This window comes from Microterricola pindariensis, from assembly GCF_002936985.1.
In the GTDB taxonomy this organism is placed as follows: domain Bacteria; phylum Actinomycetota; class Actinomycetes; order Actinomycetales; family Microbacteriaceae; genus Microterricola; species Microterricola pindariensis.
This window is the reverse complement of record NZ_MPZN01000021.1, coordinates 1-24,181: the sequence shown is the minus strand read 5'-3', so window position 1 is coordinate 24,181 and position 24,181 is coordinate 1. Positions and strand designations below refer to the sequence as shown.

The 24,181-nt window shown below is 70.3% G+C and carries 22 protein-coding genes; 15 read left to right on the top strand and 7 right to left on the bottom strand.

What is annotated here, in order from left to right; genetic code table 11:
• Window position 1: 1 nt before the first annotated feature.
• Both tdh and GY24_RS08140 read right to left on the bottom strand, forming a co-directional pair.
• The gene (tdh, locus tag GY24_RS08145) at window positions 2–1,054 is read right to left on the bottom strand and encodes an L-threonine 3-dehydrogenase (RefSeq protein WP_104475183.1); all 1,053 of its coding nucleotides are present in this window, start codon (window positions 1,052–1,054) and stop codon (window positions 2–4) included.
• Window positions 1,055–1,134: 80 nt separating this feature from the next.
• Window positions 1,135–1,824, bottom strand: coding sequence for a TIGR00645 family protein (locus GY24_RS08140; protein WP_233279269.1), 690 nt, complete (start codon window positions 1,822–1,824; stop codon window positions 1,135–1,137).
• Window positions 1,825–2,125: 301 nt separating this feature from the next.
• Between GY24_RS08140 and GY24_RS08135 the strand changes: the two genes are divergently transcribed.
• The 8 genes from GY24_RS08135 (at window position 2,126) to GY24_RS08100 (ending at window position 10,731) form a co-directional block, all read left to right on the top strand.
• A complete protein-coding gene (locus GY24_RS08135; protein WP_202972929.1) occupies window positions 2,126–3,148 on the top strand; it encodes a TerC family protein in 1,023 nt (340 codons plus the stop codon).
• Between the two features lie 247 nt (window positions 3,149–3,395).
• Complete coding sequence (locus tag GY24_RS08130) at window positions 3,396–4,193, top strand: PP2C family protein-serine/threonine phosphatase (RefSeq protein ID WP_233279268.1); 798 nt, start codon at window positions 3,396–3,398, stop codon at window positions 4,191–4,193.
• Between the two features lie 146 nt (window positions 4,194–4,339).
• Window positions 4,340–5,809, top strand: coding sequence for a 3-isopropylmalate dehydratase large subunit (gene leuC, locus GY24_RS08125; protein ID WP_104475180.1), 1,470 nt, complete (start codon window positions 4,340–4,342; stop codon window positions 5,807–5,809).
• 2 nt (window positions 5,810–5,811) lie between these two features.
• The gene (gene leuD / locus GY24_RS08120) at window positions 5,812–6,408 is read left to right on the top strand and encodes a 3-isopropylmalate dehydratase small subunit (protein ID WP_083363555.1); all 597 of its coding nucleotides are present in this window, start codon (window positions 5,812–5,814) and stop codon (window positions 6,406–6,408) included.
• Between the two features lie 38 nt (window positions 6,409–6,446).
• On the top strand, window positions 6,447–7,817 hold the full coding sequence (gene murA / locus GY24_RS08115) for a UDP-N-acetylglucosamine 1-carboxyvinyltransferase (protein ID WP_104475179.1): 1,371 nt from the start codon (window positions 6,447–6,449) through the stop codon (window positions 7,815–7,817).
• A 23-nt stretch (window positions 7,818–7,840) separates the two neighbouring features.
• Window positions 7,841–8,605 carry a lysophospholipid acyltransferase family protein gene (locus GY24_RS08110; protein WP_233279267.1) on the top strand — a complete coding sequence of 255 codons (765 nt, stop codon included), beginning with the start codon at window positions 7,841–7,843 and terminating at the stop codon, window positions 8,603–8,605.
• Window positions 8,595–9,740: an NAD(P)H-dependent glycerol-3-phosphate dehydrogenase gene (locus GY24_RS08105; RefSeq protein ID WP_231919397.1), complete on the top strand. Its 1,146-nt coding sequence runs from the start codon at window positions 8,595–8,597 to the stop codon at window positions 9,738–9,740. Before GY24_RS08110 ends, GY24_RS08105 begins: the two co-directional genes overlap by 11 nt.
• Window positions 9,643–10,731, top strand: coding sequence for a D-alanine--D-alanine ligase family protein (locus tag GY24_RS08100; RefSeq protein ID WP_104475178.1), 1,089 nt, complete (start codon window positions 9,643–9,645; stop codon window positions 10,729–10,731). Before GY24_RS08105 ends, GY24_RS08100 begins: the two co-directional genes overlap by 98 nt.
• A gap of 84 nt (window positions 10,732–10,815) precedes the next feature.
• Here GY24_RS08100 and GY24_RS08095 read toward each other — a convergent pair whose 3' ends face one another.
• Window positions 10,816–11,733 (bottom strand): hypothetical protein, encoded by a 918-nt coding sequence (locus GY24_RS08095; protein WP_145958840.1) that lies wholly within the window; start codon window positions 11,731–11,733, stop codon window positions 10,816–10,818.
• A gap of 154 nt (window positions 11,734–11,887) precedes the next feature.
• On the bottom strand, window positions 11,888–12,373 hold the full coding sequence (locus GY24_RS08090) for a DUF3515 family protein (RefSeq protein WP_104475176.1): 486 nt from the start codon (window positions 12,371–12,373) through the stop codon (window positions 11,888–11,890).
• Between the two features lie 24 nt (window positions 12,374–12,397).
• Between GY24_RS08090 and thiL the strand changes: the two genes are divergently transcribed.
• Window positions 12,398–13,465, top strand: coding sequence for a thiamine-phosphate kinase (thiL, locus tag GY24_RS08085; RefSeq protein WP_104475175.1), 1,068 nt, complete (start codon window positions 12,398–12,400; stop codon window positions 13,463–13,465).
• On the opposite strand, the gene GY24_RS08080 is transcribed toward thiL, so the two are convergent.
• From GY24_RS08080 to rsmD, 3 genes are read right to left on the bottom strand one after another with little or no spacing between them, the layout of a single operon-like run.
• Complete coding sequence (locus tag GY24_RS08080; protein ID WP_104475174.1) at window positions 13,466–14,197, bottom strand: potassium channel family protein; 732 nt, start codon at window positions 14,195–14,197, stop codon at window positions 13,466–13,468.
• Window positions 14,194–15,633, bottom strand: coding sequence for an ATP-binding protein (locus GY24_RS08075; RefSeq protein WP_233279266.1), 1,440 nt, complete (start codon window positions 15,631–15,633; stop codon window positions 14,194–14,196). Before GY24_RS08075 ends, GY24_RS08080 begins: the two co-directional genes overlap by 4 nt.
• Before the next feature lie 53 nt (window positions 15,634–15,686).
• Window positions 15,687–16,259: a 16S rRNA (guanine(966)-N(2))-methyltransferase RsmD gene (gene rsmD, locus GY24_RS08070; protein ID WP_104475173.1), complete on the bottom strand. Its 573-nt coding sequence runs from the start codon at window positions 16,257–16,259 to the stop codon at window positions 15,687–15,689.
• 52 nt (window positions 16,260–16,311) lie between these two features.
• Here rsmD and GY24_RS08065 point away from each other — a divergent pair, with 52 nt between their 5' ends.
• The 6 genes from GY24_RS08065 to GY24_RS08040 form a co-directional block, all read left to right on the top strand.
• The gene (locus GY24_RS08065; protein ID WP_104475172.1) at window positions 16,312–17,091 is read left to right on the top strand and encodes a tetratricopeptide repeat protein; all 780 of its coding nucleotides are present in this window, start codon (window positions 16,312–16,314) and stop codon (window positions 17,089–17,091) included.
• Complete coding sequence (locus tag GY24_RS08060) at window positions 17,088–19,334, top strand: ATP-dependent DNA helicase RecG (RefSeq protein ID WP_104475171.1); 2,247 nt, start codon at window positions 17,088–17,090, stop codon at window positions 19,332–19,334. Before GY24_RS08065 ends, GY24_RS08060 begins: the two co-directional genes overlap by 4 nt.
• Before the next feature lie 50 nt (window positions 19,335–19,384).
• Window positions 19,385–19,873: a pantetheine-phosphate adenylyltransferase gene (gene coaD, locus GY24_RS08055; protein ID WP_083363566.1), complete on the top strand. Its 489-nt coding sequence runs from the start codon at window positions 19,385–19,387 to the stop codon at window positions 19,871–19,873.
• A 77-nt stretch (window positions 19,874–19,950) separates the two neighbouring features.
• Complete coding sequence (locus GY24_RS08050; protein ID WP_104475205.1) at window positions 19,951–20,925, top strand: AAA family ATPase; 975 nt, start codon at window positions 19,951–19,953, stop codon at window positions 20,923–20,925.
• Between the two features lie 13 nt (window positions 20,926–20,938).
• A complete protein-coding gene (locus GY24_RS08045) occupies window positions 20,939–22,312 on the top strand; it encodes a DUF58 domain-containing protein (protein WP_133161148.1) in 1,374 nt (457 codons plus the stop codon).
• Window positions 22,302–24,181 (top strand): transglutaminase family protein (locus GY24_RS08040; protein ID WP_133161147.1); only part of this gene is annotated, 1,880 nt, incomplete at its 3' end. The genes GY24_RS08045 and GY24_RS08040, both read left to right, overlap by 11 nt.

Genomic DNA, 24,181 nt, shown 5'->3' with positions numbered 1-24,181 from the left:
CCTATTCATCGCCGACCCCGCTCCAATCCAGCACGACCTTGCCGCCGTGCGCCTCGCGGGCCGCCGCGAAGCCCGCCTCCCACTCCTGCGCGGCGAAGCGGTCGGTGACGACCGCCGCCAGCGCGTCGCGGAGCGCGTTGCTCGATTGCAGCATGGCGCTCATCGCGTTCCACGACTCGTACATCTCGCGTCCGTAGATGCCCTTGATGGTGAGCATGTGCGTGACGACCTTCGCCCAGTCCACCTCGATCGGCGCGCTCGGCAGGCCGAGCATGGCCACCCGCCCGCCGTGGTTGAGGTTCTCGATCATCTCCGGCAGCGCGCCGGGGTGCCCGCTCATCTCGAAGCCGACGTCGAAGCCCTCGCGCATGCCGAGTTCGCGCTGCGCGTCGGCGATGCGCCGCTCGGCGACGTTCACGGTGACGTCGGCGCCGACCTGCCTGGCCAGCTCGAGCCGCGGCGCGGAGACGTCGGTGACGACGATGAAGCGCGCCCCGATGTGCCGGGCGACGGCCGCGGACATCAGGCCGATCGGCCCCGCCCCGGTGATCAGCACGTCCTCGCCGACCAGCGGGAAGCTGAGCGCCGTGTGCACGGCGTTGCCGAACGGGTCGAAGAGGGCGCCGAGGTCGGGGGAGACGTCGTCGTGGTGCACCCAGACGTTGCTCTCCGGGATGACGATGTACTCGGCGAACGCGCCGTCGCGGTTGACGCCGACGCTGAGCGTGCGGATGCACATCTGCCTGCGCCCGGCGCGGCAATTGCGGCAGTTGCCGCAGACGATGTGGCCTTCGCCGGAGACCCGGGCGCCGACGGCGACGTCGCGCACCTCGCGGCCGATCTCGACGACCTCGCCGAAGAACTCATGGCCGGGGATGAGGGGCGGCACGATGGTTTTCGCCGCCCAGGCATCCCAGCTCTCAATATGCAGGTCTGTTCCGCAGATGCCGGTTCGCAGCACGCGGATCTTGACTTCTCGGTCGCCCGGGACCGGTTCCGGCCGGTGGGCCAGTTCCAGTCCGGGAGCGCCGTGTGGCTTGAATAGTGCCAGCACGCAAACGCCTCTCGCTCGTCGTTGAACGTGACGACGGGTGTGCCGTCATCCGCAACTGTAGACGAGCGAGAGGCGTGCGATCAGAGGGAGTCGACCAGATCGCGGTGCGGGGCGGGTGCCGGCGCGGGGGCGGGCGCCGCTGCATGCGCAACGGCGGGGGCGGGGGCGGGGGCGTGCGCGTGCGCCGCCTGAGCCGCCTCCACGTGGGCGTGCTGGGACATCTTGTCGATCCAGGCCAGGGCGATGGCGGAGAGGATGAACACGCAGTGGATGACGACCTGCCAGAGCACGCCCTCACTGGTGTACAGCGCCTTGTCCTTCGGGCCGCCGATGCCGCCCACCTCGATGAAGGTCTTGAGCAGGTGAATCGAGGAGATTCCGACGATGGCCATCGCCAGCTTGACCTTGAGCACGTTGGCGTTGACATGGCTGAGCCACTCCGGCTGGTCGGGGTGGCCGTCCAGGTTGATCTTGGAGACGAAGGTCTCGTAGCCGCCGATGATCACCATGATCAGGAGGTTCGCGATCATCACGACGTCGATCAGGCCGAGCACGAGCATCATGATCTTGGTCTCGTCCATCTCGCCGAAGTCCGAGATCAGGTGCCAGAGCTCCTTCATGAACAGGACGACGTACACGCCCTGCGCGACGATGAGGCCGAGGTAGAGCGGCGCCTGCAGCCAGCGGCTGAAGAAGATCGTGTATCCGAGGGCGGCCGAGGCCGGGCTCTTGCGGAATTCGCGGGCGGGCGGGGGCGTGACGAGGCTCACACAGTCTCCAGAGTTGGGGGTGGAATGCTGCGCAGGGCGGGTGCGCAGGAAAATACTAGGGGAAGGAAACACGGCTCCCGCTGTGAAGGGCGCCCCGCGGCATCCGTTAGACTCTGCAGAGCGAAGGGGAGTATCCCACCGGGCCATCGGCCCACCTCGAATCCGTCAATACGGGCGCCGCAGTCGGCACTCCGGGCTCGGGGCATTTCGTTCTCACACCGATGAGAGCAGAATGCGGGAGAGACTTTCGAGCCTCGTGCTACCCACTTTCGCGAGTGGGAGCCCCTTCCGAAAGGCCCCCGTGCACCCCGATCTGCCCATCGCATTCGAAGTCGGATCGCTGATCCTGCTGACGCTCATCCTCGTCGCAGACCTGCTGATCGTCTTCAAGCGCCCCCACGTGCCCTCCATGAAGGAAGCCTCGCTGTGGGTCGCCTTCTACGTCGTGCTCGCCCTCATCTTCGCCGGGCTGATGCTGCTCTTCGCCGGCGGCGAGTTCGCGGGCCAGTTCCTGGCCGGTTGGCTCACCGAGTACAGCCTGTCGATAGACAACCTCTTCGTGTTCGTCATCATCATGGCCCGCTTCAGCGTGCCCAGGAAGTACCAGCAAGAGGTGCTGATGGTGGGCATCATCATCGCCCTCGTGCTGCGCGGAGTCTTCATCCTGCTCGGCGCCCAGCTCATCGAGAGCTTCAGCTGGGTCTTCTACATCTTCGGCGCCTTCCTGCTCTTCACCGCCATCAAGCAGGCATTCGGCAAGGAGGAGGAGGGCGACGGCGAGAACGGCCTCATCCGCTGGCTGCGCCGCCGCGTCACAATCAGCGACGAGTACGACGGCGCCAAGGTCCGCACCGTCATCGACGGCCGCAAGGTGCTCACCCCGATGATCATCGTCTTCATCGCCATCGGCACGACGGACCTGATCTTCGCGCTCGACTCGATCCCGGCCATCTTCGGCATCACGCAGAGCCCGTTCATCGTGTTCACCGCGAACGTCTTCGCGCTGATGGGCCTCCGCCAGCTCTACTTCCTGCTCGGCGGGCTGCTGGAGCGCCTCGAGTACCTCAAGTACGGCATCGCGTTCATCCTGTTCTTCATCGGCGTCAAGCTCGTCTTCCACGCCATGCACACCAACGAGCTGCCGTTCATCAACGGCGGAGAGGGCATCGCCTGGGCGCCCGAGATCGACACCTGGACCTCGCTGGGCGTGATCATCGGCTCCATGGCGATCGCCACCATCGCCAGCCTGATCAAGGCGCGCGCGGATGCCAAGAAGCGCGGTCACACGCTGCTCGAAGAGGTCCCGCACTTCACAGAGGACTAATCATCGGCGGCCCGCGCGGAGCGGGAGCCCCGCCGCGTGACCCGCGCTGACCGCGAAACCCCCGCCGGTTGAGAAACCCCCGCTGGGTGAGCCTGTCGTAACCCCGACGGCTCACCCGGCGGGGGTTTCCTCGTTGCCGCCGGCGGATTCCGCCCTGCACGAACGTGCGCTGGGGCACTGCCAGCTTTGGTAACTTGGAGCGTTCGTACGGCGCAGTGCCGTCATCGCCGTCATCCGGGAGATACACGTGGCAATTGACCAGCCGAGCCCCTTCGCGCTGCCGAGCGGAACGCTCGACCTCTTCGTGGAGGCGCGGGGCGACGTCGGGGCGGTGCGCAAAGTGAACGAGGACTCGCTGCTGGCGGCGGCGCCCGTGTTCCTCGTCGCCGACGGCATGGGCGGGCATGCCAAGGGCGACGCGGCCAGCCAGGCCGTCGTCCAGGTCTTCGCCGAGCACATCGCCCCGGGCGTGCTCACCACCCCGGAGCAGGTGCTCGACGCGATCCACTCCGCCAACGACGCCGTGCGCGATCTCAGCACGGTCGGCGACTCCGGCACCGCGGTGGCCGGCACGACCCTCACCGGCGTCGCCCTCGTCGACGCCGGGCCGGACGAGGAGGGGGAGAGCTACCGCTGGATGGTCTTCAACGTCGGCGACTCCCGCGTCTACGGCTGGGACGGCCGCGTGCTCCGTCAGCAGAGCGTCGACCACTCGGCCGTGCAGGAGATGGTGGATGCCGGCCTGATCAGCGCGGAGGACGCCGAGCAGCATCCGGAGCGCAACGTCATCACCCGCGCCCTCGGCGCGGAGGACAGCGTCGATGTCGACGTCTGGCTGAACCAGCCTCGCGAGTACGGCACCTACCTGGTCTGCTCCGACGGGCTCAGCAAGGAGTTGGAGCGCAGCGAGATCTCGGCGATCTTCGCCAGGCACGAGGCCCAGGGCGACTTCACCGGTATCGCCGACGAGCTCGTCGAGGCCGCGCTGGAAGCCGGCGGGAGCGACAATGTGTCGGTGGTTGTCGTGCGTGCGGTGACCCCCTGATGCGCAGTGCTAGCCTGTAGACGTGTTGTACGGTCGACTTCTTCTGTGCCGCGACGAGTCCTAGTTTCCAGGCCTCCCTCGTCGCGGAGTTCGCCGTTGGCCCAGACCGTTGGCTGAGAACCATTCACTGAGGAAGACGCTCACACATGACTAGCGAATCACGCACTGCTGCACGCCCCCGCACCCTGGCCGAAAAGGTCTGGGATGCCCACCTGGTGAAGAAGGGTGAGGACGGCACGCCGGACCTCATCTACATCGACCTGCACCTCGTCCACGAGGTCACGAGCCCCCAGGCCTTCGACGGCCTGCGCCTGGCCGGTCGCCCGCTCCGCCGCCCCGATCTGACGATCGCCACGGAAGACCACAACACCCCGACGCTGGCCATCGACAAGCCCATCGCCGACCTCACCAGCCGCACCCAGATCGAGACGCTGCGCCGCAACTGCGAGGAGTTCGGCGTGCGCCTGCACTCGCTCGGTGACATCGAGCAGGGCATCGTGCACGTCGTCGGGCCGCAGCTCGGCCTCACCCAGCCCGGCATCACCGTGGTCTGCGGCGACTCGCACACCTCCACCCACGGCGCATTCGGCGCGATGGCGTTCGGCATCGGCACCAGCGAGGTCGAGCACGTCATGGCCACGCAGACCCTGCCGCTGAAGCCGTTCAAGACGATGGCCATCACCGTCGAGGGAACGCTGCGCCCCGGCGTCACCGCCAAGGACATCATCCTCGCCGTGATTACCAAGATCGGCACCGGCGGCGGCCAGGGCTACGTGCTCGAGTACCGCGGCAGCGCCATCCGCGCACTGTCGATGGATGGCCGCATGACCATCTGCAACATGTCGATCGAGGCGGGCGCCCGCGCCGGCATGGTGGCACCGGATGCCACCACCTACGAGTACCTCAAGGGCCGCGCCCATGCGCCGGAGGGCCAGGACTGGGACGACGCCGTCGCCTACTGGGACACGCTGGCCACCGACGAGGGCGCTGCCTTCGACGCCGAGGTCACGATCGACGCCGACACGCTCGAGCCCTTCGTCACCTGGGGCACCAACCCCGGTCAGGGTGCATCGCTCAGCGACAGCGTGCCGAACCCGAACGACTTCGCCGACGCAAACGAGCGTGCCGCGGCCGAGCGCGCGCTCGAGTACATGGACCTCACCGCCGGCACCCCGCTCAAGGAGGTGGCCGTCGACGCCGTCTTCATGGGCTCCTGCACGAACAGCCGGATCGAGGACCTGCGGGCATTCGCCAGCATCATCCAGGGCCAGAAGAAGGCCGACGGCGTGCGCGTCATGGTCGTCCCCGGCTCCGCCCGGGTGCGCATCGAGGCCGAGGCAGAGGGCCTGGACAAGATCATCACCGACTTCGGCGCCGAATGGCGTTTCGCCGGCTGCTCGATGTGCCTCGGCATGAACCCGGACCAGCTGGCCCCGGGGGAGCGCTGCGCGTCGACCTCGAACCGCAACTTCGAGGGGCGCCAGGGCAAGGGCGGCCGCACCCACCTCGTCTCGCCGCTCGTGGCGGCGGCCACCGCCATCCGCGGAACCCTCTCGAGCCCGTGGGACCTCGAGCACAGCAGCGATTTGACCGTCACCAGCGGAGAGGCGAAGTAGCCATGGAGAAGTTCACCACCGTCACCGGAGTCGCGGCCCCGCTGCGCCGCTCCAACGTCGACACCGACCAGATCATCCCCGCCGTCTTCCTCAAGAGGGTCACCAAGACCGGCTTCGAGGACGCACTGTTCCACGGCTGGCGCCAGGACCCGGAATTCGTGCTCAACAAGCCCGAGTTTCAGGGTGCGCGAATTCTCGTGGCCGGCGCAGACTTCGGCACCGGCTCCTCCCGCGAGCACGCCGTCTGGGCGCTCCGCGACTTCGGTTTCGACGTCGTGCTGAGCCCGCGCTTCGGCGACATCTTCCGCGGGAACTCAGGCAAGCAGGGCCTGCTCGCCGCGGCGATCACCGAGGACGAGGTCGAGGCGTTGTGGGCCGCCATCGAGGCGAATCCCGGCACTGAGATGACCGTCGACCTGGTGGCGCGCACCGCCACCATCGGGGACCTTCAGGTTTCCTTCGAGGTGGACGATTACACTCGATGGAGGTTGCTCGAAGGTCTGGACGACATCGGGCTCACCCTGCGCGACGAAGCGTTGATCTCAGAATTCGAGGCCACCCGCGAGAGCTGGCGACCCCAGACTCTCCCAGTAAAGTAGCCCCTCCCAGCGAGGCAGAACGTGCAGGCGGAAAACATTTGAATACTCTCGGCGAAGATGCAAAGAACCACGGCGAAGCCGTCGGCCTCTCGGTCGACAAGATCACCATCCACGGTGGCAAGCCACTGGTCGGTCGCATCGAACTGAAGGGTGCCAAGAACCTCGTCACCAAGGCGATGGTCGCGGCGCTGCTCGGGGAGACCCCCAGCGTTCTGAAGGACGTGCCCAACATCAGCGACGTGCGCATCGTGCGCGGCCTGCTCGAGGTGCACGGCGTCACGGTCACAGAGGGCGAGGAAGAGGGCGAGCTCATCCTCGACCCGAGCAACGTCGAGGTGGCCCACTTCGCCGCCATCGACGCACACGCCGGCTCCAGCCGCATCCCGATCCTGTTCTGCGGGCCGCTGCTGCACCGCCTCGGCGAGGCCTTCATCCCCGACCTCGGCGGATGCCGCATCGGCGACCGGCCGATCGACTTCCACCTGGACGTGCTGCGCACCTTCGGTGCCGTCGTCGAGAAGCTGCCGAGCGGCATCCGGATGTCGGCACCGAACGGCCTGCACGGAGCCAAGGTCGAGCTGCCCTACCCGAGCGTCGGCGCGACCGAGCAGGTTCTGCTCACCGCCGTGCGCGCGGAGGGCATCACCGAGCTGAAGGGTGCGGCGATCGAGCCGGAGATCATGGATCTCATCAACATCCTGCAGAAGATGGGCGCGACGATCTCTGTCGACACCGACCGCGTCATCCGCATCGAGGGCGTCAAGCAGCTGCGCGGATACACCCACCGCTCGCTGTTCGACCGCAACGAGGCGGCCAGCTGGGCCGCCGCCGCGCTGGCCACCGAGGGCGACATCACCGTCGGCGGCGCGCGCCAGGCCGAGATGCTCACGTTCCTCAACGTCTTCCGCAAGGTCGGCGGCGCCTTCGACATCCTCGAAGACGGCATCCGCTTCTACCACCCGGGCGGTGACCTCAACCCGGTCATCATCGAGACCGGCGTGCACCCCGGATTCATGACCGACTGGCAGCAGCCGCTCGTCGTGGCCCTCACCAAGGCCAAGGGCGTCTCGATCGTGCACGAGACGGTCTACGAGCAGCGTTTCGGCTTCGTCGACGCGCTCGTCGACATGGGTGCGACCATCCAGATCCACAAGGAGTGCCTCGGCGGGCACGCCTGCCGTTTCGGGCAGCGCAACTTCAACCACTCCGCCGTGATCACCGGGCCGACCCAGCTGCACGGCGCCGACGTCGAGGTCCCGGACCTGCGCGGTGGCTTCAGCCACCTCGTCGCCGCGCTGAGCGCGGAGGGCACCTCCACGGTGAGCAACGTCGGCATCATTGCGCGCGGCTACGAGAACTTCATCAGCAAGCTGCAGATCCTCGGCGCTGACTTCGTTCTCGAAGACTGATGCCGTCGAAGGATAATGGGGGGATGCCTGAGAACATCCCCGGCCGTCGCCCGCGCTCCGAGAAGAGTCAACCCTCGATCTTCTGGGTGTTCGCAGCGCTCGCGGTGCCGCTGATGAACCTCGCCGCGCGCTTCGAGATCCGCGACGGCGACAAGATGCCGCGGCACGGCGCCTACGTGCTGGCCCCGAACCACTACAGCGAGATCGACCCCGTCGTGGTCGGCGTCGTCGCCTGGAAGCTGGGGCGCTACCCGCGCTTCCTGGCCAAGGCCTCCGTGTTCAAGGTGCCCGTCCTCGGCTGGGCGCTGCGCACCTCCGGCCAGATCCCCGTCGAGCGCTCCGGCAACAACTCGCACTCGGCGATCCGCGCAGCGGAGGAGCTGGTGGAGAAGGGCCGCATGGTCGTCGTCTACCCGGAGGGCTCGCTCACCCGCGACCCCGACCTCTGGCCGATGCGGGGCAAGACCGGCGCGGTGCGCATCGCGCTCGAGCGCGGCATCCCCGTCATCCCCGTCGCGCACTGGGGCAGCCAGCAGCTCATGGCCCGCTACTCCAAGAAGATCAGCATCTTCCCGCGCAAGCACATCATGGTCAAGGTCGGCGACCCCGTCGACCTGGACGCGTTCCGCGGCAAGCCCCTCGACACGGCCAATCTCACCGCGGCGACCGCACTCGTGATGGATGCCATCACCCTGCTGCTCGAGGACCTCCGCGGCGAGAAGGCACCAGCCCAGCGGTGGAACCCCGCCGCACATGACCAGAAGGAGACGGGTCGTTTTGACTCCTAGGGCCACCAAGACCCCCACCGTGAAGCCGGGAACCCGCGTCGCCGTGCTCGGCGCCGGGAGCTGGGGCACCACCTTCGCCAAAATCTTGGCCGATGGCGGCGCGGATGTCGTGCTCTGGGCCCGCCGGCCGGAGCTCGCCCGCGAGATCCAGGAGGCCAAGCGCAACAGCGACTACCTGCCCGGCATCAACCTTCCGAACACCCTCCGCGCCACCTCGCGGCTCGACCTGGCCCTGGCCGGCGCCGAGCAGGTCTTTGTGTCGGTGCCGAGCCAGTCCCTGCGCGAGAACCTGATCACCGCAGAGCCGCACCTGGGCGCGAACGCCATCATCGTCTCGCTGATGAAGGGCGTGGAGCGCTCCACCGGCCTGCGCATGAGCGAGGTCATCGAGCAGGTGCTGCCGGTCAGCCCCGACAGGATCGCCGCCATCTCCGGCCCGAACCTGGCGCTGGAGATCGCCAGGCAGCAGCCGACGGCCGCCGTCGTCTCCTCCACCAGCCTGGAGACGGCCCAGGCCGTCGCCCTGCTCGCCCGCAACAGCTACTTCCGCTCCTTCGTCAACACCGACGTCATCGGCACCGAGTTCGGAGGCGTGCTGAAGAACCTCATCGCCGTCGCCATCGGCATCGTCGACGGCGTCGGCTACGGCGAGAACACGAAGGCCTCGATCATCACCCGCGGCCTCGTCGAGATGACCGACTTCGCGGTCGCCTACGGCGCCCACCCGGAGACGCTCTCCGGCCTCGCCGGCCTCGGCGACCTGATCGCCACCTGCCAGTCGCCGCTGTCGCGCAACAACACGGCCGGGCGCCTGCTCGGCCAGGGCTACAGCCAGGCCGACGTGGTCAAGCAGATGCAACAGACAACTGAGGGCCTGGCATCCGTCGGCCCCATCCTCGAATTGGCCAAGGCCAAGGGTGTCGAGATGCCGATCGTCGAGCAGGTGCGCCAGGTTCTGGCCGGCACGCTGAACCCGCGCGACATCGCACCGCACCTCACAACAGACTCGGACGAGCCGCAAGGCGAAAGGACTCTCGATGACGCACAAGCTCACGGTGGCGCTGCTCTTTGGGGGACGGTCAAGCGAACATTCGATCAGCTGCGCCACGGCGGGCGGGGTGCTCTCGGCGATTGACCGCGAGCGCTTCACCGTCATTCCGATCGGCATGACGCGCGACGGCGCATTCACCCTGCAGCCGGACGACGCCGCCCTGTTCACCTTGAACCCGGCGGCCATGCCGCAGGTCGTCGAAAACGGCACGCGCGTGCGCTGGCCGGAGAGCACGGCGTCCCGCGAGCTGAGCGTGACGGAGGCCGACGGCACCAGCCGCTCGCTCGGCGCCGTCGACGTCGTCTTCCCGATCCTGCACGGCCCATTCGGCGAGGACGGCACGGTGCAGGGCCTGCTCGAGCTGGCCGGTCTGCCGTTCGTCGGCTCCGGCGTGCTCGCCAGCGCGCTCGGCATGGACAAGCACTACACGAAGACCGTGCTGCGCCAGGCCGGCATCGCCGTCGCCCCGTGGCACACGGTCAGCGCCCGCGACTGGGCGACGGATGTCGCCGGGGTCGAGGCCGCCGTTGCCGAGCTTGGGCTGCCCGTCTTCATCAAGCCGGCCCGCGCCGGCTCCAGCGTCGGCGTGAGCAAGGTGTCCTCGCTGGACCAGCTTGCCGGCGCCATGGCGGTTGCCCTGGCCGAGGACGACAAGGTGCTCATCGAGGCCACGATCATCGGCCGCGAGGTCGAGATCGGAGTTCTGGGCGGACGCCCCGGGCAGGCGCCGCGGGCATCCGTTGCCGGCGAGGTCGTGGTCAGCGGCCGCGACTTCTACGATTTCGACGCCAAGTACATGGGTGCCGACGGCATCGAACTGGTCTGCCCGGCCGTGCTGAGCGACGCCGAGCTGGCCGAGATGCGCGAGCTCGCCGTGCGCACCTTCGAGGCGATCGGTTGCGCGGGCCTGGCCCGCGTCGACTTCTTTCTGACCGCGGACGGCTTCGTCGTCAACGAGATCAACACGATGCCCGGGTTCACGCCGATCTCGATGTTCCCGACCTGCTGGCAGAACTCCGGGCTCAGCTACCCGGAGCTGATCGACGAGCTGATCGCCCTGGCCCTGGCGAGGTAGCGCCGCGCCCGCGAACATCGAGCGGGGGCTTCTGCACAGTGACACCCGCTGACACTGTGCGGAAGCCCCCGCTCGTTCGCGCATTCAGGGACGCCATCCGCGATTGCGCAGGGCGCGTTCGGTCCGCGCGAGGATCTCGGCTCGCGGCGTGTCCTTGGTGATGCGGATGACGAGCCACCCGGCCTCGGCGAGGTCGTTCAGCCGCACCACATCCCGCGCCCACTGCTCGGCGTCCTCGCGGTGGTGCTGGCCGTCGTACTCGAGCAGTACCTTGTACGCGCGGAAGACGAGGTCGCCGTGGGTGGAGCGCCCGCCCCGCAACGCGATGACGCCGTTCGGCTCGGGCTCCGGCAACCCGCCCCGCACCACGACTAACCGCAAGCGTGTCTCCCGCGGGGACTCCGACCCCGCGCGCAACTGCGGGCGGGCTTCGCGCAGCCGCCGGATGCCCCGGCGCGAGCCATGGGCTGCGATCGCGGCATCGATCTGCTCACTGCTCGAGAGTGGCATGGGGCGCCCGAGCAACCGATCGCCGGCCTCGATCAGCTCGTCGACGCTCAGAAGGCCCGCGAGAGCGCACCAGGTGGATGCGGCATCGGTCAGCCTGAGTCCGTGCATCACCTCCGGAGTGACGGGCAGAGCCGTCCTGCTGCCGATAATGCCCTGTGCGATTGACGCCCAGTCGTGCCCGACGGTCAGAACGTGGAGGCGGACGTCCCGAGCGAGCCGCGGCGGAACCGGGATTCCCCACAGCTGTGCAGCGGTCGGGCCGGCAAACAGCTGGTGCGGCCCCATGACGAGGCTGAACGCCTCGCAGCGGGTGCGCAGACCGGAATCGCCCGCCTGCGCGCGGGTGCCGCGGAACGGCGCGCTCAGATCGCTCGCGCGAAGCCGATTGCGGCTGACGCCTTGGGCGGCTCCCTCGTGGATGCTGAACGGGGCGAGTTGGAGGCGGAACGGGAGTGGGCGGCGACGTGTCATGTGCACCGAGCGTGCCAGCACGTGGGCAGCCCCAGCGGGCTGCGTGCACGGGTGTGCGATACCTCGCGGCATGCGCGCCCTGTGCAGAACAGGCACGTGATCGAGCGTGGGAGTGCGCACAGTGCGGCAGGCGAGCAGTGTGCAGAAGCTCCCGCTCGGCGGCGAGTTTTCTCGGCTAGCCGGCGGGGAGCACGTCGGTGACGTCGACGCAGGCGTTCTCGGCGGGGATCACCGAGATCGCGCCTTCCAGGTCGATGAGGGCGCTGGCTGAGGCCTTGTCGTAGTCGACGATGACCTCCGTCGCGGGGGTGCGTCCGTACGTCACGAAGCGGAAGATCGGCTTGTTGCTGTCGTCGACGATCCAGTCGATGCCGCCGACGGCGACGCACTGCTGCGTTGTCGGCCCGGGCACCTCGACGCCGCAGCGCAGCAGGATCGTGGCCGGGTCGCCCCAGGCGCCGGTGCCCTGCGCGTTGGTCTCGCGCAGCTTCTGCTCGCCGAGGGCCTCGGGCAGCCGCACCACGATCTCGGCGCAGCCGGGGTTCGTGGCATCGGCGGCGGGTTCCAGCGCAACGGCGGCGGCACAGCCGGCGAGTGTCGCGGTGATGAGCAGCGCCGTGCCGATGGCGGCCAGCGGGCGGGTCAGAGTACGGGAGAGCATCGCTCCTCAGGCTACCTTGAGAGTATGACGCGCGCTGAATCGACCCCCGCCGGAGCGGACCCCGCACAGGCCGGCCCGGCACCTGCCGCTCCCGCAGACCCGACCCTGGCCGAGCTCAGCGAGATTGCGGTGCTGCAGCGGATCTTCCCGCGCCTGCCCGAGTCGGACGCCACCCTGCTCGGCCCCGGCGACGACGCCGCCGTCCTCGCCGCGCCGGACCGCCGCTTCGTCGTCACCACCGACATGATGATCCATGGCCCGGACTTCCGCCTGGCCTGGTCGCGCCCCGCGGACCTCGGCTGGAAGGCGGCCGCCACCAACCTCTCCGACGTCGCCGCGATGGGAGCCCGCCCGACCGCGCTCGTCGTGGCGATCGCCGCCCCGCAGCACCTGCCGGTCAGCGTGCTCGAGGGCATCAGCGACGGCCTGCGCGAGGCCTGCGCCGCCCTCGCCCCCGGCTGCGGCGTCGTCGGCGGCGACCTCTCCGCCTCCGACACGCTGACGCTGGCCGTCACCGCCTTCGGCGACTTGGAGGGCCGCGCCCCCGTGCTCCGCTCCGGCGCACGGCCCGGCGACACCGTCGCCGTCGCCGAGGGCGGCAACACGCTCGGCGAGGCCGGCCGCGGCCTGGCGCTGCTGTTCACCCGCGGCATCGACGCGGAGGGGGCCCCGGATGCCGCCGCCGCCGACGCCCTCCGCACCGCGTACCCGCGCCTGCTGGGCGCCCAGCTGCGCCCGTCGCCGCCGATCCCCGCCGGGGCGGCCGCCGCGGCATCCGGGGCAACTGCCATGCTCGACGTCTCGGACGGCCTCGCCCTCGACGCCACACGCATCGCCCGCGCCAGCGGCGTGCTGATCGACTTCGACTCCGCCGCGCTCGGCGAACACCCGGAGAGCGCGCTCGGCGGGGGAGAGGACCACTCCCTGCTGGCCTGCTTCCCGGCAGGTGCGGAACTGCCCACCGGGTTCCGGCCGATCGGGCGGGTCCTCGAGCTGCCGGCGGGGGAGCCGGCCGGCATCACCGTGGACGGCGCGCCGCACCTGCCCGGCGGCTGGGACCCGTACCGCGGTTGGGACGGCCACGCCGGCTGACTAGTCCTCTTCCTCGTCTCCCTGCCGCGGCCTGGGCTTGCGCGGGGCCGCAGCACCCGGCTCACGCGTGGTGATGCGCTCGGAGAGGTAGGAGACGATGAGCGCGCTGGCCGTGCCGATGATCACGACGCCACCGGCCATCAGCATGACGGCCAGGGTGCGGCCGAACGGGGTGATCGGCACGTAGTCGCCGTAGCCGACCGTCGCCAGCGTCACGAAGGCCCACCAGATCGCCTCGCCGAAGGTCACGATCGTCGCGCCGGGCGCATTCCGCTCGACCTGCAGCACGGTGATCGCGATGACGTACACGTACATGCCGGCGTAGGCGGCGGCCACGGCGAGCACGCGTGAGCGCAGGGCGTTGCCGCCGTTGCCGATGAAGCCGGGCGTCGAGTCCAGGTGCCGCAGCAGCGAGAACGGGCGCAGGATCGGCAGCAGGGCCGCCCAGAACTCGACTTTGTACGTGCGCACGTAGGCGGCGCGCCGATGCGGCGCCGTCAGGATCAGCCGCACGACGGGGTCGATGATGAAGGCCAGCCAGGCCGCGCCCAGCACCACGACGATGAGTATCTGCTCGTCCCGCGTCCAGCTTGGCCGGATCGTCACCAGGCTGTACGCCACGAGGAACCCGATCGAGAGCACGATCAACGGCCAGCGCGTCGCCCGCTCCCAACGGCCCCGCACCTCTTCCCGGTGGAGAGCGGATGCCGACAGCGGGCGCTCCTGGCTCATCGCGGGCGCGCGCCCTCCGCCCGCAGCGGCACGCGCACGTCGACTCCGCCCTCGACGGTGAGCCGAGTGCGCATCGAGGCCAACGTCGGGGCCGGCACGAAGCCGCCGGCGAAGAACGCCTCGCCCTGCCGGAACCCGGTCGTCCGCGCCAGCATGGCCGCCGGCGCGAAGCCGAACCGCACGGCGAGCTCGGTGAGGTCGGCCGGCGAGCTCATCCGCATCACGGCGACGTTGTCGCACTGGGAGAGGATTCCGGAGGCCACCTTCGACGGGCGCTGGGTCGAGAGCAACAGCCACAGCCCGAACTTGCGCCCCTCCGCGGCAATCTGGGTGATCCGCTCCCGCACGGCGACCTCGAGCGGCCCGTCGTTCTCCGGCGAGCACAGATTGTGCGCCTCGTCGATGACGATGAGGATGGGCCGGCGCTCCTCCCGCCGCGCCCAGAGCTCGTCGAGCACGGCGAGGGCGACGACCAAGTACTCGTCCGGGTGGTTGAAGCCGCCGAGGTCCAGCACCGTGGCGTCCGGCCGCTCCCGGATGATGTCGGTCACGGCCGGCCGGTCGCCCGCCCACAGCTCCCAGTCGATCAGCCGGAGGTTGTCGATCCGGGCCGCCAACGTGCGGGCGGCCGGGCTCTCGCTCCGCAGCAGCCGCGGGATGATCTCCTCCGGGCTGCGGCTGCCGATGGTGCGCTCGAAGTGCAGCAGCTCGTTGTACTCGGCGCGGTCGGCCAGTGGGTCCAGGCGCAGCACCGCCGCCTTGGAGGGCATGGACAGCTCGGTGAAGCGCACCAGCAGCGGGTCGGCGGAGTCTCCGGCCGGGCGCAGCACGCGGATGTCGCGGCTCTGCAGCAGTGCGGCCTCCTCGGCCGACTCTGCCTCCTCGCCGTGGGCGCTCAGCTCACCGAGCCGCACGAAGTCGGCGTTGGGGTCGAAGATCACCATCGGCAGCCGGGTGCGCACGAGGAGCTGCTCGATGAGCACGCCCAGCGCGTAGCTCTTGCCCGAGCCGCTCTGCCCGCACCAGAAGGTGTGCCGGTTGAAGCGCTGCGGGATGAGGCGGGCGGTGACGGCATCCGCACCAAGCACGGAGCCGACATTGAGCGTGGCCCCGGCGGTCGCGTACACGAGCTCGATCATCGACGGCTCCGCGGTGACGATCTCGGCGGAGCCGAACGGGAAGGTGCCGCGTGCGTCGAGGCCAGACTCGCCGATCGCGCCGAGCAGCGCGCCCTCACCGCTGACAGTGCCGCCGGGTTCGGCGGTCACGGTGTCGACCTGGCCCAGTTGTCTGCGGCCGTCAGGGCTGAGCAGGGTGACGAACTGCCCGTGGTCGGCCGCGCCGCTCATGACGGCCCCGAACGTGAATCGGCGGCCGTCGAGCGACAGCGCGTACGAGGTGTCCGCTGCGGGAAGCTCTACCTGGCTGCTCTTCACGCACAGAGTCTTGCATAGCGCTCACGCCGAGGGGAAGAGCCGCCGGCGGCCGCTCAGCGCTCGCTGGGCGCGGCCCACCACAGGGTGGTGTCGCCGTAGTCCTTGCGGCGGTCCAGCTCCAGCCCGTCCGGCCAGATCGGCTCCGGTGAGCGGGAGCTGCGCTCCACCATGACGACGGCCTCCTCGTGCAGCTTCGGCGCGAGGGAGAGCAGGTTCTGGGCGAGCTCAGCGTCACCGAGCTCGTACGGCGGGTCGATGAAGACGAGGTCGAAACCGGCATCCGTGCCGTCGAGGAAGGACTGCACGCTCTGGCCGGAGACGGTGATCTGCGGGGCGCTGCGCCCGGGCGCCGCGCGCGTGACGGCGGTGGCGTTGGCCCGGCACAGCGCGGCCGCCTGCGGGTTCTTCTCCACCAGCGTGACGATGCGGGCGCCGCGGCTGGCCGCCTCCAAACCGAGGGAGCCGGAGCCTGCGTACAGGTCGAGCACGCGCAGCCCGGCGATGGCGTCGCGGGCCTCGAGCGCCGAGAAGATGGCCTCGCGCACCCGGTCGCTGGTGGGGCGGGTGCCCTGCTTGGGGACCTTCAGGGAGAGCGAGCCGGCGAAACCGGAAACGATTCGTGTCATTGTGCTTCGAGCCTAGCCCGCAGACGGGGGCCAACTCTGTGAAGATGGGTGTGTGTCAGATCTCAACTTGTCACCGAAGACCATTGACCAGACGGTGCTCGACCAGCTGTGGAACTTCGCCGATCCGCAGCTCTCGGCTGAGCGGTTCCGGCGTGCCAGCGACGACCCCGAGTACAGCGACGAGGCGAGGTCGGAGCTTGCGACCCAGCTCGCGCGTGCCCTCGGCCTGGCCGGCCAGTACGACGACGGCGACGCGGTGCTGAACGCTATCGACAGCGACAGCCCGATCGTGGCCGCGCGCATCGCCCTGGAGCGGGGGCGGCTGCGCGTCGCGGAGGGCGTCCCGGAAGAGGCCATCCCGCTGTTCACCAAGGCCGCCCGTGACGCGGCGGCCGGCGGCGTCACCTTCCTGGTGCTCGATGCCGTGCACATGCTGGCGCTGACGGATGCCGGCCAAGAAGAGGAGTGGGCCGCCGACGGGCTCGAGCTCCTGGCCACGGCCACCCAGGCGCGCACCCAGCGCTGGGGGGTGGCGCTGAACAACAACCTGGCCTGGCACCTGCACGACAACGGACGACCGGAGGAGGCTTTGCCCTACTTCGAGCGCGCGCTGGACTTCGCCACGTCGGTCGGCACCGCCGACCAGCGCTTCCTCGCCCGCTGGGGGATCGCGCGCTGCCTGCGCACCCTCGGGCGCACCGGGGAGGCGCTGGAACTGCAGCGCGTGCTGGCCGTGCAACGACCGGACGACCCCTACGTCGCCGCCGAGATCGCCGTGTTGCTCGCGCCGCCGGAGGACGTGTCGGAGCAAACGCCTACGATCGAAGAATGACCGAGCAGCCAGACTCCGCGTCCGCGCGGCGCGGCGGTTCACCGCCGACGATCGCCCCGGGGCTGGCCTCCCTCGACGACAAGATCGCCGGCGTGCTCGGCGGGCGCACGGCATCCGCCCTGCAGAAGTCGTTCGGCATGCTCACCATGGGCGACCTGCTCGCGCACTACCCGCGGCGCTACGCCAAGCGGGGGGAGCTGACGGCGCTCAGCGAGCTGCCCATCGGCGAGAACGTCACGATCGTCGGCCAGGTGATCGAGGCGCGCGAGCGCACCATGAAGACCCGGCGCGGCTCGATCGTGGAGATCAAGATCAGCGACGGCAAGGGGGGCCTGGTCGGCCTCACCTTCTTCAACCAGCGCTGGCGGCTGGAGACACTGCGCCCCGGCGTGCGCGGCATCTTCGCCGGCAAGATCACCGACTACCGGGGCACGCTGCAGCTGGCGCACCCGCACTTCGCCCCGTTCGAGGAGCATCCAGACGACGACGAGGCGGATGCGGCCGACGAGGAGCGGGCGCGGCGCTGGGCCGAGGCGCCCATCCCCATCTACCCGGCCAGCAATCAGGTGACCAGCGCGGAGCTGACCACCATCATGCGCACCGCGCTCGACACGCTCGGGCTGGTGCCCGACCCGGTGCCGCCCGCGGTGCGGCGGGAGAAGTCGCTGCTCGACCAGGGCAGGGCCCTCACCGCGATCCACCGGCCGGAGAAGGACGCCGACTGGATCGGGGCCCGGCGCACCCTGCGCTACACGGAGGCCTTCGTGCTGCAGGCGGCCCTGCTCCAGCAACGCGCCCGGTCCCGGGCCGAGGCGGCAACACCCCGGGTGCCGAAGCCGGGCGGGTTGCTCGAGCGCTTCGACGCCGCCCTTCCCTTCACGCTCACGAACGACCAGCTGACGGTCGGCGCGGAGATCGCGGCCGACCTCGCCGTCGCCTCGCCGATGAACCGCCTCGTGCAGGGCGAGGTGGGCTCGGGCAAGACGATCGTCGCGCTGCGGGCGATGCTCGCCGTTGCCGACTCCGGCGGGCAGTCGGCCATGCTGGCGCCGACGGAGGTGCTGGCCTCCCAGCACCTGCGCTCGATCGTGCGCGCGCTCGGTCCCGAGCTGGCCGCGGAACTGGTGCCCACCCTGCTCACCGGCCAGCAGCCCGTCGCCGAGCGGCGCAGGGCCACACTGCGGGCCGTGTCGGGGCAGGCGCGCATCGTCGTCGGCACCCACGCGCTGCTCGGCGATGCCGTCGCGTTCTACGACCTGGGTCTCGTCGTCGTCGACGAGCAGCACCGCTTCGGCGTCGACCAGCGCGAGGCGCTGCGGCTGAAGGGCCGCCAGCCGCACGTGCTCGTGCTCACCGCCACCCCGATCCCGCGCACCGTGGCGATGACGGTGTTCGGCGACCTCGATGTCAGCGTGATCAGCGAGCTGCCGGCCGGCCGCCCCGGCATCGAGAGCTTCACGGTGCCACTGGCGCTGAAACCGGCGTGGGAGCCGCAGATCTGGCGCAGGCTCACCGAGGAACTGGCGCAGGGCAGGCAGGGCTTCGTGGTCTGCCCGGCGATCGAGCCCAAGCAGTTGGAGGACGGCGAGCAGCTCGAGAACGAGAACGACGCCGAGCCCGGGGCGGCGCCGATGGCGACGGTGGCGACCGTGCTCGGGGAGCTCCGCGCGCACGCTGCGCTCGCCGGGCGCCGCATCGAGCCGCTGCACGGCCGGATGAGCAGCGAGGAGAAGGAGTCGACGATGCTCGCCTTCGCCGCCGGCCAGATCGACGTGCTCGTGGCAACGACCGTCATCGAGGTCGGCGTCGACGTGCCGAACGCGTCGATGATGGTGGTGCTGGACGCCGACCGCTTCGGCGTGTCCCAGCTGCACCAGCTGCGCGGGCGCATCGGCCGCGGCGGCGTTCCCGGCGTCTGCCTGCTGGTGACCAGGGCTGTGCCGGACAGCGTCGGCCTGGCCAGGGTCGAGGCCGTCGCGGCGACGCTCGACGGCTTCGAGCTCGCCCAGGTCGACCTGGAGCTGCGGCGCGAGGGCAACGTGCTCGGCGGGCTGCAATCCGGCGGCCGCTCCTCGCTCCGGCTGCTCCGGGTGGCCACCGACGGCGAGGTGATCCTCGATGCGCGCCGGGCGGCGGAGGTCATCATCGACGAGGATCCGGAACTCGCCATGCACCCGGATCTCTCGGCCGCGGTCGAGCGCAGGCTCGACGACGCCAGCCGGGACTTCCTGAGCAAGAACTGAGCATCCGGCTGCCGGGTTGTTCCCGTGCTTCTGGCACTAGTGTGAGAGCTATGCGCAGGATCGCCGTCGTCCCTGGTTCCTTTGACCCCGTCACCCTCGGTCACCTCGATGTGATCGAGCGGGCGGCCGGGCTCTACGACGAGCTGCATGTGCTCGTCGTGCACAACCCAGACAAATCCGCCCTGCTGCCGATCGCGCAGCGCGTCTCGCTGATCGAGCAGGCCATCGCCGAATCCTTCGCGGCGGAGAACGTCGTCGTCTCCTCGTGGACCGTCGGCCTGCTGGTCGACTACTGCACCGAGGTCGGGGCGTCGGTGCTCGTCAAGGGCATCCGCTCGCAGATCGACGTCGCCTACGAGACCCCGATGGCCATCGTCAACCGCCACCTCGCCGGCGTCGAGACCGTGTTCCTGCTGCCGAACCCGGCACACGGTCACGTCTCCAGCTCGCTGGTGCGCCAGGTATCGGCGCTCGGCGGTGACGTGTCGCCCTACGTGCCCCCCGCCGTCTCTGACTTCCTGCAGGGGAGCCTGGTGTGAACGGGCTGCCGGTGGAGACCGCGACGGCCGTGCCGCGCACGGCGCGAGCGCAGCAGGGGGCGGATGCCGTCGCCGGCATGCCGCTGGCAGAACTCGCCTCCCGCGGGGCCCAGATCATGGCGAACGTCGAATCGGTGATCGACGGGAAGCACCTCGCCGTGCGCACGGCACTGACCGTGCTGCTGGCCGGGGGACACCTGCTCATCGAGGACGTCCCCGGCGTCGGCAAGACCATGCTGGCCAAGGCACTCGCCACCTCTGTCGACTGCACGGTGAGCCGCATCCAATTCACGCCAGACCTCCTGCCGAGCGACGTCACCGGCGTGTCGATCTTCAACCAGGCCGAGCGCCGGTTCGAGTTCAAGCCGGGCGCCGTCTTCGCCAACATCGTCATCGGCGACGAGATCAACCGGGCCAGCCCGAAGACGCAGTCGGCGCTGCTGGAGTGCATGGAGGAGCGCCAGGTGACCGTCGACGGCACCACCTATGCGCTGGCCAGCCCGTTCACGGTCGTCGCCACCCAGAACCCGATCGAGATGGAAGGCACCTACGCGCTGCCCGAGGCCCAGCGGGACCGGTTCATGGCCCGCATCTCGATGGGCTACCCCGACACCGAGAGCGAGCTGGCGATGCTCGACGCGCGCGACACGTCCAGCCCGCTCGCGCGCATCGGCGCCGTCGTCAGCGGCGACGAGCTGCGCGCCATGATGCAGACGGCTCGCACCGTGTACGCCTCGCCCGGGATCAAGGAGTATGCCGTGAGCATCGCCAGGGCGAGCCGCGAGGACAGGGACCTGCGGCTCGGGGCCAGCCCGCGGGCCACCCTCCAGCTGGTGCGCGCCGCCAAGGCCCACGCCGCGCTGCACGGGCGCGACTTCGTGCTGCCGGACGACATCGACGAACTCGTCGTTGCCGTGCTCGGCCACCGGCTGGTGCCGACCAGCCGGGCGCTCGGGCACCACCACCAGGACAGCGCACCGCTGATCGAAGAAGTGGTCAGGCGCATCGTCGCGGCCACGCCCGTACCCGTCGGCTCGACTCAGCGCGGTTAGCGGGGCGGGAGCCATGAGCGCGGGATCAGCGAACGGCGGGCTTCTGCCGCGGCGTGACTGGTGGCCGCGGCTCAGCCGGCGCGGCTGGGCGTTCCTCATCGTCGGCGTCTCGCTCGTGGCGGGGGCGCTGCTGTTCAGCCGGCGGGAGTTCCTCTTCATCGCCTTCGTGCTGATCGCCGTGCCGATCGTCGCGCTCTGCTACGTCGCCCTGCGCGGGGCGCGCGTGCACGTGACACGGGTGTTCGCCCCGGGGATCGTCGCGGCGGGCGGCGAGGCGGTCGTGTCGCTCACCGTGCGCAACATCGGCCGGCGCGCCAGCTTCGGCGCGCGCTGGCGCGATCAGGCCGACGACGGCATCCAGGTGCCGGACGGCGCGCTCCTGCCTGCCCTCGGCCGCTACCAGCCGGGTCAGGGCGGCGGAGAGGACACCGCCAGACTCGAGTACACGCTCCGGCCCCGGCGGCGCGGCGTGTACGACATCGGACCCCTCGTGCTCGGGATGGTGGACCCCTTCGGCCTGGCCTACGCCGAGCGGCCGGTCGGCGAGCCGCACGACCTGATCGTCACGCCACGGGTGAGCGCGCTGCCGGACAGGGGGCGCTCGCTGAGCTCCGGCACGGGGGCGGTGCACGAACTGCTGCGCCACACGAACCCGAACTCGGACGAGCTCATCGCCCGCGAGTACCGGCCGGGCGACCCGCTGCGCCGGGTGCACTGGGCGGCGACGGCCAAACGGGACGAGCTGATGGTTCGCCAGGAGGAGCAGCGCAGCAACCCGGAGGCGCGGATCATCGTGGACACCACCCTGTCCGGCGCATCGGCCGCGGAGCGAACCGGAGTGCGCCAGCGCTACGGACGTCTCGACGCCGCGGTGGAACTGGGGATGGAGGCCGTGGCCTCCATCGGCACGCACCTCCTGGCCGCCGGGTTTCGGCTGGACGTGGTCGAGACGGGGCCGAGCCAACTGGCGCCGGGCCAACCGGGCGGCGAGAGCGGCCGCGGCGGCCTGCGCGGGGACGCCCCGAGCTCCTTCCGCGCGCCGGGCGGGGACCGCGGGCTGCTGGAGGGCCTCGCGAATCTGCAGGTGCCATCGCCCGGACTGCGCGCGACGGAGGAGCAATCCGCCGGGAGCGTGCTGCGCAACTCCAGTGCCCACCTGCCCGCCCTGGCCGTGCTCATCGACATCGACGACCGGGAGACCGAGGAGTTGGCGGCGCTCCGCCCCTATTGCGAGCCCGCGGTCGCGTTCGTGCTGAACACGATGCGCCGATCCGCCATCGAGCGTCTCGTTGACGCCGGTTGGCACTGCATCGAGTTGCGGGGCCCCGAGCAACTGCCCGACGCCTGGGCAGAGGCGCAGAGGGGCCGGGTGCAGGATGTCGCGTGAACGCGCCGCGCAGCGCCCCGCGCTCCAGCGGCCGTCGCTCCGGCGGCCGTCGTCCCAGCGCTTCGCCCTGCGCGGCGAGCCTTACTGGCTGCTGGCTGGGGCGGTGATGCTGCTGGCGGCGACCGGCATTCTCGCCATCGCGCCGCTGCTGGCCAGATTTGACTGGTGGTGGGCGAGCGCGGCCATGATCGGGGTCGTCGGCTGCGCCTCCGCGGTGCTGCGGGGTTGGCGCGTTCCGCCTGCCCTCGTGCCGGTGCTCGCCAGCGCGTGCATGCTCGTCGTCTTGACGCTCACATTCGGTGCCGGCACGGGGCTGCTGCTCCTGCTCCCGACGCCGGACACCTTCGCGGTGTTCGGCTCACTGCTGGCCGAGGGGCAGCTGTCGATTCAGACGCAGGCCGTGCCGGCCGAGGCGACGCCGGGCATCGTGTTCCTGCTGGCGATCGGCGGCGGCATCCTCGTCCTGCTGATGGACGCCCTCGGCATTGCGGTGCGGCTGCCCGCGCTCGCGGGGATCCCGGTGGCGGTGCTGCTGATGGTGCCGACGGTGGTGTTGCGGCAGCCGGAGCAGCTCTGGGTGCTCGTGTTCGCCGCCGGCGCGTACCTGCTGCTGCTCCGGGTGGACGTGCGGACGCGGCGCTTCGAGGAGCAGGCCAGCGCCGCTCTGGAGGGCGGCAGCCGCGGGGGACCGCGGGTCGTGGCGGCGACGAAGCAGCCCGGCCTCGGGCCGCTCGGCGGCGCCGTCGGCGTGGGGGCGTTCGGCATCGTCGCCGCCCTGTTCCTGACGGCCGCCACACCGCTGGTCTCGCTCGGCGCCCAGCTCGGCGTCGGTCCGCCGAGCAGTTCGCTGTTCGGGGGAGCGGTGAACCCGCTCATCGATCTCGGCCAGGACCTGCGCCGGCCGACATCCGTGCCCGCCCTCTCGTACAGCTCGGACGGCAACCGCCCCGTCTACCTGAAAATGCTCACGCTGGACTCGTTCGCCGGGGAGAGCTGGGTGGCCGGGCACAGTGCGTTCAACCAGTCGAACACCGTGGATGCCTTCCCCGCTCCGCCCGGGCTCGGCGATCAGGTGTCCACCCTGCAAGTGCGCACCAACGTGCAGATCGCGAATGTGCGCAGCGAATGGCTGCCCGTGCCCTACCCGGCCACGAGCATCGAGGGCCTGCGGGGGCAGTGGTACTGGGACAGCTCCGCTCTGACGGTGGCCACCACGCACTCCTCCATCGCCGGCCAGAACTACGTCGTCAACGCCCTGGAGCTGGCCCCGACGCAGGAGGACCTGGCCGCGTCCGGCGGCGCATACCCGGCCGAGATCGCCAGTTACGTTGAGCTGCCATCCGACACGCCGGAACTGATCCGCGAGACGGCGCTCGCCGTGACAGCGGAGGCCGGGACGCCGTACCTGAAGGCCGCGGCGATTCAGAAGTTCCTGCGCGGGCGCGACTTCAGCTATTCGGAGCAGTCCCCCGTCGAGAGCGGGTTCGACGGCGGGGGGCTCCGCGCCATCGAGCAGTTCCTCATCAAGCGCTCGGGCTACTGCATCCACTTCGCCTCGGCCATGGCGGTGATGGCCAGATCCCTGGACATCCCCTCCCGCATCTCCCTCGGCTACGCACCCGGGCAGCGCAGCCGGGAGCGGCTGGACGGGGAGGCGCGCTACGACGTGCAGAGCTCGGACCTGCACGCGTGGCCGGAGCTCTACTTCGAGAACGTCGGGTGGGTGCCATTCGAGCCGACGCCCGGCCGCGGCTCCGTGCCGTCCTACTCGCTGCCGAGCGCCGCCGTGACGGCGCCGCTCACGCCCACCCCCGGCTCCACCGGTGCGGCGGCGCCCGGGCGCGACCTGCGGGCGCTGGACGAGCAGCA